We start from the raw sequence: 8,897 nt of genomic DNA on the forward strand, positions 1-8,897 counted from the left end.
GGGTAGGCGCGCCGCGCGGCGCGAGAGTCGCTGCTATGAGCGTTCTCACGAACGCCGCGGTCGCCGCCCCCGAGCGGATGTCCCCGCGGCACAAGCTGATCCTTACCCTGCTCCTCGGCGCGCAGTTCATGCTCGCCATTGACTTCTCCATCCTCAACGTGGCGCTTCCGGTGGTCGGCCGCGGCCTCGGCTTCGGCCTGGACCAGCTGCAGTGGATCGCGACCGCGTTCGCGCTGCCCGCCGCCGGCTTCACGCTGCTGTTCGGCCGCGTCGCCGACCTGGCGGGACGCCGCCGGATGCTGCTCGCCGGCATGGCGCTGCTGGCCGCCGGCTCGCTGATCGGCGGGTTCGCCGCGTCCCCCGCGATGCTGCTGACCGCCCGCGTGCTGCAGGGCCTGGCGACCGCGATCGCGACGCCCGCGGCGCTGTCGCTGCTGACCACCTCGTTCCCCGAGGGGCCGCTGCGGACGCGGGCGCTCGGCCTCAGTGGCGCGCTCATGTCGGCCGGTTTCACCGTCGGTGCGGTGCTCGGCGGCGTGCTCACCGACCTGCTGAGCTGGCGCTGGGCGTTCCTGATCAACGTGCCGGTCGCGGTGGTGATCCTTGCGGTGACGCCCGCGCTGGTCGCAGAGAGCCGCTCGCGGGACCGCGCGCGGCTGGACGTCCCCGGCGCGGTCACCGTCACCGGCGGCCTGCTCGCCCTCGTCTACGGCATCACGGCCGCCGGGCAGCACGGCTGGACCGACCCGGTCGCCCTCGTCGCGCTTGCCGCCGCCGTCGTCCTGCTGGTCGCGTTCGTGCTGGTCGAGCGGCGTTCCCCGGCCCCGCTCGCGCCGCTGAGCGTGCTGACGCGCCGGACGGTCACCTGGGGCAACGCGGGCGGCTTCGTGGCCTTCGCCACCGAGACCTCGCTGGTGTTCCTGATGACCCTCTACCTGCAGCAGGTGCTGGACTTCTCGCCGCTGACCACCGGCCTCGCGCTCGGCGTCCTCGGCGCCGGGACGTTCGCGGGCGGCGTCGCCGCACCCCGGATCATGGGCCGGTTCGGCGGGCGGGCGACGCTGGTCGCCGGGCTCGTCCTGCAGGCCGCCGCGACCGCCGCGCTGCTCGGCCTCGGCGCCGATCGTTCCGCGCTCCCGCTGATGCTGGCCGCGACCGCGATCGGCGGGTTCGGGAACCTCGTCGCGATCGTCGCGTTCATGGGCACCGCGACGTCCGGGCTGCCGGACGGCGAGCAGGGCCTGGCGACCGGCCTCGCCACCATGACCCAGCAGGTCGCGATCACCCTCGGCATCCCGGTGATGAGCGCCGTCGCCACCGCGAACTCCTCCGTCCTCGGCGGCGTGCACGTCGCGACGCTGGTCAACGCGCTGATCGCCCTCGCCGGAGCCGCCCTGGTCGGGCTGTTCCTCCGCCGCTCCTGAACTCCTGGAAGGGACGACCTCCGATGGATCTCGAACTCGCCGGCAGGGTGTTCATCGTCACCGGCGCCTCCGCCGGGATCGGCGCGGCGACCGCCCGGCTGCTCGCGGACGAGGGTGCGCGCGTCGTCGGCGTCGCCCGCACCCCGCTCGGGGACGGCGTCGCCGCCGACCTCACCGACCCGTCCGCCGCGCAGCGGATCGTGGACGCCGCGCTCGACCGGCACGGACGCCTGGACGGCCTGGTCAACAACGCCGGAGCCCTCGACTCGCGGATCGGTTTCCTGGACGTGACCGACGATCAGTGGCACGCCACGTTCGAGCTGAACTTCCACGCCGCCGTCCGGATGGCGCGCGCCGCGCTCCCCGCGCTGATCGACCAGGGCGCGGGCAGCCTGGTGCACGTGTCGAGCGAGGCCGCGCGCTTCCCCGACACGCCGCTGGTCGACTATGCGGCGTCCAAGACGGCGCTGCTGTCGGTGTCGAAGACGCTGGCGGGGGAGTTCGGCCGGTGTGGCATCCGCTCCAACGTCGTCACTCCCGGCCCCACGCGGACGCGGCTGTGGGACGAGCCCGGCGGGTTCGCCGAGCAGCTGTCGGAGCAGTACGGGCTGCCGGTGGAGCAGGCGATCGACCGTTTCGTCCGGGAGGAGCGCCGGCTCCCGACGGGACGGCTCGGCACCCCGCAGGACGTGGCACGCGTCATCGCCTTCCTGCTGTCCCGGCTGGCGTCCCAGGTGACAGGCGCCGAATGGGCCGTCGACGGGGGAGCCCTGCGGCAGATCTGAACCGGAGAAGGCGATGTGCCGGGCGCGGGCCGCGACCGGCACATCGCCTTCTTCACCTGCGGCTCGATCTCTTCAGACCGGGACCTTGTCGAGGAAGCCGGTCACGCGGTCGAAGCGGCCGGCGTCGTCGAAGGTCGCCACGTCGAAGCCGACCACGAGCGCCTCGCCGCCCTCGGGGCCGAGCTCCCAGGTGAAGCGGGCCACGTCGTGGTGGGCGTCGACCACGCCGGCGGCCCGGAACACCAGGCCGGGGAACTGGCCCTGCGCGGCGGCGATGAACGCGTCGATCGCGTCGCGGCCCTCGGCGACGCCGAGCGGGTCGACGTAGACGGGGTTCTCGGTCCATAGCGCGTCGATCGCGGCGCGGCGGGCGGCGGGGTCGGTCTCGTTCCAGGCGGCCAGGTAGCGCTCGACCCGCTGCTGAACGTCGCTCATCTCGGTTCTCCTGTCGTTCGTGTCATTCGTCCGGGTTCGTCCGTCCCCGGTGACCCCTACGCTGCCAACAGGCCGCCCGAAGATCGATTACCTGCGACGTCATGCCGCCGGCGGCCCGCTGGAGGGCCGCGAGGATGATGTCGCTTTTCCGCCAGTGAACATGGCTGACCATCGGTGATGCTGGAGGCATGCACGAAGACGTGGAAAGGTGCGTGCGGGCCGTCCAGTCGAAGGACGCCCGCTTCGACGGATGGTTCTTCACCGGGGTCGTGACCACCGGGATCTACTGCCGTCCGAGCTGCCCGGTCGTGCCCCCGAAGCCCCAGAACATGCGGTTCTACCCCAGCGCCGCCGCCGCGCAGCAGGCCGGTTTCCGCGCCTGCAAGCGCTGCCGGCCCGACACCAGCCCCGGCTCCCCCGAATGGAACCACCGCGCCGACGTGGTGGCGCGCGCGATGCGCCTCATCGCCGACGGCGTCGTCGACCGCGACGGCGTCCCCGGCCTCGCCGGACGCCTCGGCTACAGCACCCGCCAGATCGAACGCCAGCTCAACGCCGAACTCGGCGCGGGACCACTCGCCCTCGCACGCGCGCAACGAGCCCAGACAGCGCGGCTCCTCATCGAGACGACACCGCTTCCCATGGGCGACATCGCCTTCGCGGCGGGATTCGCCAGCATCCGCGCGTTCAACGACACCGTCCGGGAGGTGTTCGCGCTCACCCCGAGCGGGCTGCGGGACCGCGTCGCCAAGGGGCACCCGCCCGCGGGCTCGGGATCGCTGTCGCTGCGGCTCCCGTTCCGCGCGCCGCTCTGCCCCGACAACCTTTTCGGACATCTGACGGCCACCGCCGTCCCCGGCGTCGAGGAGTGGCGGGACGGCGCCTTCCGCCGCACCATGCGGCTCCCCCACGGGCACGGCATCGCCGCCCTGAGCCCGCGCCCCGACCATGTCGCCTGCACGCTGACGCTCAGCGACCTGCGCGACCTGACCATCGCGATAAGCCGATGCCGGTGGATGCTCGACCTCGACGCCGATCCCGTCGCCGTGGACGACCTCCTTCGGGCGGACCCCGTCATGGCACCGCTTGTCGACAAATCACCCGGGCGCCGTGTGCCGCGCACCATGGACGCACCGGAGTTCGCCGTCCGGGCCGTCCTCGGACAGCAGGTGTCCGTGGCCGCCGCGCGCACACACGCGGCGCGCCTCGTCACCGCCTATGGCGACCCCATCACCGACCCGGGAGGCGGCCTCACCCACCTCTTCCCCACACCGGCCGCACTGGCGGAACTGGACCCCGAGGCACTCGCCTTCCCCAAGACCCGGCGCACCACGCTCACCACCCTCGTCGACGCGCTCGCCAATGGCGAGATCGACCTCGGTGTAGGGAGTGATTGGGAAGAGGCCCGCTCGCGTCTCGCCGCCCTCCCCGGCTTCGGCCCCTGGACGGTCGAGACCATCGCGATGCGCGCCCTAGGGGACCCCGACGCGTTCATACCGGGCGACCTCGGCATCAAGGCCGCCGCCAAGGCGCTGGGCCTGGCCGCCACACCGGCGGCCCTCACCAAGCACGCCGCACAATGGCGCCCATGGCGCGCCTACGCCGTCCAGTACCTGTGGGCGACGGGCGACCACCCCATCAACCTCCTCCCCGCCAACTGACCAGGAGACATCCCATGGAACCGACGCATGTCGTCGTGGACAGTCCCGTCGGGCCGCTCACCCTGGTGGCCATGGACGGCGCCTTGTCCGGCCTCTACATGGTGAATCAGCGGCACCGTCCGCCTCAGGAGACCTTCGGTACCCCCGGGAACCCGGACGCCGAGCCCTTCGCCGCCGCGGCTGAGCAGCTCGCCGCGTACTTCGCGGGTGACCTGACCGACTTCGACCTGCCGCTCGCCCTGCGCGGCACACCGTTCCAAGGACGCGTCTGGGCCGCGCTGCGAGAGATCCCCTACGGCGAGACCACCACCTACGGCGAGCTGGCCGTCGAGCTGGGCAAGCCCAGCGCGTCCCGTGCCGTCGGCCTCGCCAACGGCAAGAACCCGGTCGGCGTCATCGTCCCGTGCCACCGCGTCGTCGGATCCACCGGCAGCCTCACCGGCTACGGCGGCGGACTCGACCGCAAGCGCTACCTCCTCGACTTCGAGCGCAAGACCCGCACCGCAGACCAGGTCCTGTTCTGACCCCTCAGACCATCCTGCGCGGACGGCGGGCCGGGCCTTTCCCGACCGGGGGGACCGCGGATTGTCAGTGCCGGCGGTTACCGTGCTTGAAGAGGGACGTGGAATCGGGAAAGGCAGACCAAGGTGGAGTTCCGAGTCGACCGTCAGACGCTCGCCGAGGCCGTGGCGTGGGCGGCGCGGACGCTGCCCGCGCGCCCGGCGCTGCCCGTCCTGGCCGGCATGCTCGTCGAGGCCACCGCCGACGGCGGGCTGGCCCTCGCCGGATTCGACTACGAGGTGTCGGCCCGCGCGCGGATCGACGCCGACGTCGCCGAACCCGGCCGCGCGCTCGTCCCCGGCCGGCTCCTCGCCGAGATCGTCCGGAACCTGCCCGCGCAGCCGGTGGAGTTCACCACCAAGGGCGCCGAGGTCGTGCTGCGCTGCGGGCCCGCCGAGTTCGGCCTGCTCACGCTGCCCGTCGAGGACTACCCGACGCTCCCCGAGCCGCCCGCCCGCGCGGGCACCGTCCCCGGCGACCTGTTCGCCGCCGCCGTCGGCCAGGTCGTCCCGGCCGCCGGCCGCGACGACACCCTGCCGATGCTCACCGGCGTCCGCATCGACATCGACGGCGACACCATGTGGCTCGCCTGCACCGACCGGTACCGCATCGCCGCCCGCGAGCTGACCTGGTCCCCGGCCGAGGCCGGCTTCACCGCCGGCGTCGTCGTGCCCGCCCGCACCCTCGCCGACACCGCCAAGGCCATCCGGCCCGGCGCCGAGGTCGCCATCGACCTCACCGGAGCCGCCGACACCCTGATCGGCGTCTCCGGCGGGGGCCGCAGCATGACCAGCCGCCTGCTCGACGACCAGTACATCAACTACCGGTCCCGGCTCACCGGCGACTGGACGTCGGTCGCCGAGATCCGCACCGCCCCGTTCGTCGAGGCGATCAAGCGGGCGTCGCTGGTCACCGAGCGCGGCACCCCGATCCGGCTCGCCTTCACCGCCGGCGAGGTCCGCATCCGCGCCGCGTCGGGCGACTCGGCCCGCGCGAACGAGAGCGTCGGCGTCGAGCTGTCCGGCGACGACATCGACATCGCGTTCGCGCCGCAGTACCTGCTGGACGGCCTGGCCGGCATCGACACCGAGTACGCCCGGCTCGAATGCGCCGGCCCCACCAAGGCCGCCCTGCTCACCGGCATCCCCGACCGCAAGGACGGCGAGGAGCCGGACCCCGACGCCCCCTCCGACACCGGCTTCCGCTACCTGGCCATGCCCGTCCGCCTGACCTCCTGACCACGACCGCGGGGAGGAGGGATCCGCTCGTTCGGGCGGGGGCGGTGGGTCAGAGGTCGAGGACGGCGAGGACGAACCGCAGGTCGTCCGAGGCCGCGTTGCCGTAGGAGTGCGGGCGGTCCCCGACGAACACGGCGGCGGTCCCCGCCTCGATGAGGTCGGTGCGGCCGTCCACGCGGAGGGTCAGCGTGCCCGCCTCCACGTAGACGATCTCCTTGGTGCCGGGGACGTGGGGGTCGCTGTCCCGGGCCTCGCCGGGCCGCAGCTCCCACCGCCACAGCTCCAGCGACGGGCGCGGGTCGCTGCCCGCCAGCAGCGTCCCCGTCCCGCCGTTCTCGCCCTCCCACAGCACGACGTGCCGTTCCGGGCGGAACACCCGCACCGGCGGCTCCTCCTCCACCTGCACCAGCCGGGTCAGCGGCACGCCGAGCGCGTCCGAGATCCGGATGAGCGTGCCGAGGTTGGGGTTGCCGCGCCCCTGCTCCAGCCCGACCAGGACGCCCTTGCTGACGCCGGACCGCCCGGCCAGCTCGTCCAGGCTCCAGCCGTGTCCGGCCCGCAGCGCCCGGACGGTCCTGGCGACGGCCTCGCCGATCGCCTCCTGCCCGCTCAACCCGACCTCCCGCACGCACGGCCCTGCCCGACGTCCCCCACGATCCCACCATCAACGACCGGCGGAGTCCCGGCGGGCCCGCCGGGGTCAGGTCAGCCAGTGGCCGTCGCGCATCAGCTCGCGGCCCGCCAGCTCGTCCGCCTCGCGCCAGGCCTGGACGCGGCGCGGGGTGATGCGGAACCACCGGTACGGCCCGGCCGCCTCGCGCGGGTCGAAGCCGGCGTGTTCGGCGAACCGGTCGGCCCGCTCCTGCGGCAGCGCGTCGAGCTCCAGGACCTCGACGTCGCCGTCGATCATCGAGACGTCGCGGGTGGGGCCCAGCCCGAGCCGGACGGTCCGGGTGGCGGCCAGGTTCCGGCCGGTGGGGCTGTTCGCCGGGGTGGCCGCCAGGAGGGTCTCCCCGTCCCAGTCGAAGGACAGCGGCACGAGGTACGGGACGCCGTCGGCGGACGCGCTGGCCACCCAGACGTCGACGTCGTGGGCGAGCCGGTGCTCGGTGTCGCGGCGGCGCAGGCCGCGCGGGCGGGGTGCGGTGCTCATGGTCGCTCCTGGGGTCGCGGGTCGCGATCGGCCGGGCCGATCGCCGTGGTCAGAGCCTCTCCCGGCGGGGCCACGGGCCGCCTCCGTGCTGATCACGGAAACCGACCACGGATAATGAGCCGATGCACAGCCCAGCGGTCTCCGCCCGGGAAGCCGAAGTGCTCGCGCTGCTCGGGGAGCACCTCACCAACGCGGAGATCGCCGCGCGCCTGGTCATCTCGGTGCGCACCGTGGAGTCGCACGTCTCCTCGCTGCTGCGCAAGCTGCAGCTGCCGGACCGGCGGGCGCTCGCCCGGCACGCGGCCGAGGTCGCGCGCGCCGAGCGGTCGCGCTCGGCGCCCGCCCTGCCCGCGGCGCTGACGTCGTTCGTCGGCCGGGTGCGGGAGCGCGCGGAGCTGGCCGAGGCGGTGCGGGCGCACCGGCTGGTGACGGTGGCCGGCCCGGGCGGCGTCGGCAAGACGCGCCTCGCGCTGCAGGTGGCGGCGGACATGGCGAACGACACGGCCGGCGCGTTCGCCGACGGGGTGTGGTTCGTCGACCTCGTCCCGATCACCGAGCCGGACCGGGTGGGGTCGGCGGTCGCGGCGGCGGTCGGCGTGGGCGAGCAGCCCGGCATCGGCATCGACGACGCGGTGCTGGCCGCGCTCGCGGACCACCGGGCGCTGCTGGTGCTGGACAACTGCGAGCACGTGCGCGACGGGGTCGCGCCGTTCCTGGAGCGGCTGCTGGCGGCGTGCCCGCGGCTGCGGGTGCTCGTGACGAGCCGGGCCCGGCTGATGGTGCCGTTCGAGCGGGTCTTCCCCGTCCCGCCGCTGTCGCGGGAGGGCGGCGACGAGTCGGAGGCGGTGGCCCTGTTCATGGACCGGGCGGCGGCGGTCGGCCTGCCGCCGGGCCCGGCGGCGGGCGAGGAGGTCGCGGCCGTCTGCGAGGGGCTCGGCGGCATGGCGCTGGCGATCGAGCTGGCGGCGGCGCGGTGGTCGACGCTCGGGCTGGACGGCCTCACCGCCGGCCTCTCCGACCAGCTGCGGATCCTCACCGGCGGGTCCCGCGCCGACGACCGGCACCGGTCGGTGCGGGCGGTGCTGGACTGGAGCCATGACCTGCTGGAGCCGCCGGACCAGGCGCTCCTGCACCGGGTGTCGGTGTTCGTCGCGCCGTTCACCCCCGACGTGGCCGTCGAGGTCGCCGGGTTCGGGCCGCTGGACGCCGCGGCGGTCGTCGACGGGCTCGGCAGGCTGGCCGAGCAGAGCCTGCTGGCCGTGGCGCCGTCGGAGACCGGCACCCGGTACCACGCGCTGGAGACGATCCGCCAGTACGGGACGGAGCGGCTGACCGGCGCCGGCGAGCTGGCCGGCGTCCGGGCACGGCATCTGCGCTGGTGCCTGGCCAGCGCGGACGCCCTCGGCGACACCGGCGGTGCGGACTGGCGCGCCCGGTTCGACTCCGTGGCGGAGGACATGCGGGCCGCCCTCACCTGGGCCGCCGACCAGCCGGAGCAGCGCGCGGACGCCTGCCGGCTCGCCTGGTCCATGGCGGAGCTGGCCTTCGCCCGCACCCTGCTCGGCGAGGCGCAGCAGCGGTTCGAGCAGGCGGCGCGGCTCGCCGGTGGCCCGGCGGCGTACGCGGCGCAGCAGGACGCC

9 protein-coding genes are annotated in these 8,897 nt (G+C 74.3%); 6 read left to right on the forward strand and 3 right to left on the reverse strand.

What is annotated here, in order from left to right:
* Window positions 1-35 precede the first annotated feature (35 nt).
* Together ABD296_RS06930 and ABD296_RS06935 are read left to right on the forward strand one after the other, a co-directional pair.
* Entirely contained in the window at window positions 36-1,424 is a 1,389-nt protein-coding gene (locus ABD296_RS06930) for an MFS transporter (protein ID WP_344262704.1), read from the forward strand.
* Between the two features lie 23 nt (window positions 1,425-1,447).
* Window positions 1,448-2,209 (forward strand): SDR family NAD(P)-dependent oxidoreductase, encoded by a 762-nt coding sequence (locus ABD296_RS06935; protein ID WP_344262706.1) that lies wholly within the window; start codon window positions 1,448-1,450, stop codon window positions 2,207-2,209.
* A gap of 72 nt (window positions 2,210-2,281) precedes the next feature.
* On the opposite strand, the gene ABD296_RS06940 is transcribed toward ABD296_RS06935, so the two are convergent.
* Window positions 2,282-2,644: a nuclear transport factor 2 family protein gene (locus ABD296_RS06940; protein WP_344262708.1), complete on the reverse strand. Its 363-nt coding sequence runs from the start codon at window positions 2,642-2,644 to the stop codon at window positions 2,282-2,284.
* A gap of 188 nt (window positions 2,645-2,832) precedes the next feature.
* On the opposite strand from ABD296_RS06940, the gene ABD296_RS06945 reads away from it, so the two are divergent.
* From ABD296_RS06945 to dnaN, 3 genes are all read left to right on the forward strand, one after another.
* Window positions 2,833-4,305, forward strand: coding sequence for an AlkA N-terminal domain-containing protein (locus tag ABD296_RS06945; protein WP_344262710.1), 1,473 nt, complete (start codon window positions 2,833-2,835; stop codon window positions 4,303-4,305).
* A gap of 14 nt (window positions 4,306-4,319) precedes the next feature.
* Window positions 4,320-4,829: a methylated-DNA--[protein]-cysteine S-methyltransferase gene (locus tag ABD296_RS06950; protein ID WP_344262712.1), complete on the forward strand. Its 510-nt coding sequence runs from the start codon at window positions 4,320-4,322 to the stop codon at window positions 4,827-4,829.
* A 123-nt stretch (window positions 4,830-4,952) separates the two neighbouring features.
* Window positions 4,953-6,104 carry a DNA polymerase III subunit beta gene (gene dnaN, locus ABD296_RS06955; RefSeq protein ID WP_344262714.1) on the forward strand — a complete coding sequence of 384 codons (1,152 nt, stop codon included), beginning with the start codon at window positions 4,953-4,955 and terminating at the stop codon, window positions 6,102-6,104.
* A gap of 49 nt (window positions 6,105-6,153) precedes the next feature.
* Here dnaN and ABD296_RS06960 read toward each other — a convergent pair whose 3' ends face one another.
* Window positions 6,154-6,717, reverse strand: a complete 564-nt coding sequence (locus ABD296_RS06960) for a helix-turn-helix domain-containing protein (protein ID WP_344262716.1) — start codon at window positions 6,715-6,717, stop codon at window positions 6,154-6,156.
* 87 nt (window positions 6,718-6,804) lie between these two features.
* Window positions 6,805-7,257, reverse strand: coding sequence for a pyridoxamine 5'-phosphate oxidase family protein (locus ABD296_RS06965; protein WP_344262719.1), 453 nt, complete (start codon window positions 7,255-7,257; stop codon window positions 6,805-6,807).
* 122 nt (window positions 7,258-7,379) lie between these two features.
* Between ABD296_RS06965 and ABD296_RS06970 the strand changes: the two genes are divergently transcribed.
* A partial coding sequence (locus ABD296_RS06970; RefSeq protein WP_344262721.1) for an ATP-binding protein occupies window positions 7,380-8,897 on the forward strand: 1,518 nt, incomplete at its 3' end.

The organism is Actinomadura napierensis (assembly GCF_039529375.1).
GTDB lineage: Bacteria > Actinomycetota > Actinomycetes > Streptosporangiales > Streptosporangiaceae > Spirillospora > Spirillospora napierensis.

Excerpts from the sequence above, each read along its gene's own strand:
- ABD296_RS06945 (WP_344262710.1), top strand. The coding sequence starts at position 2,833 with ATGCACGAAGACGTGGAAAGGTGCGTGCGGGCCGTCCAGTCGAAGGAC.
- ABD296_RS06930 (WP_344262704.1), top strand. The coding sequence starts at position 36 with ATGAGCGTTCTCACGAACGCCGCGGTCGCCGCCCCCGAGCGGATGTCC.
- ABD296_RS06965 (WP_344262719.1), bottom strand. The coding sequence starts at position 7,257 with ATGAGCACCGCACCCCGCCCGCGCGGCCTGCGCCGCCGCGACACCGAG.
- ABD296_RS06950 (WP_344262712.1), top strand. The coding sequence starts at position 4,320 with ATGGAACCGACGCATGTCGTCGTGGACAGTCCCGTCGGGCCGCTCACC.
- ABD296_RS06940 (WP_344262708.1), bottom strand. The coding sequence starts at position 2,644 with ATGAGCGACGTTCAGCAGCGGGTCGAGCGCTACCTGGCCGCCTGGAAC.
- ABD296_RS06935 (WP_344262706.1), top strand. The coding sequence starts at position 1,448 with ATGGATCTCGAACTCGCCGGCAGGGTGTTCATCGTCACCGGCGCCTCC.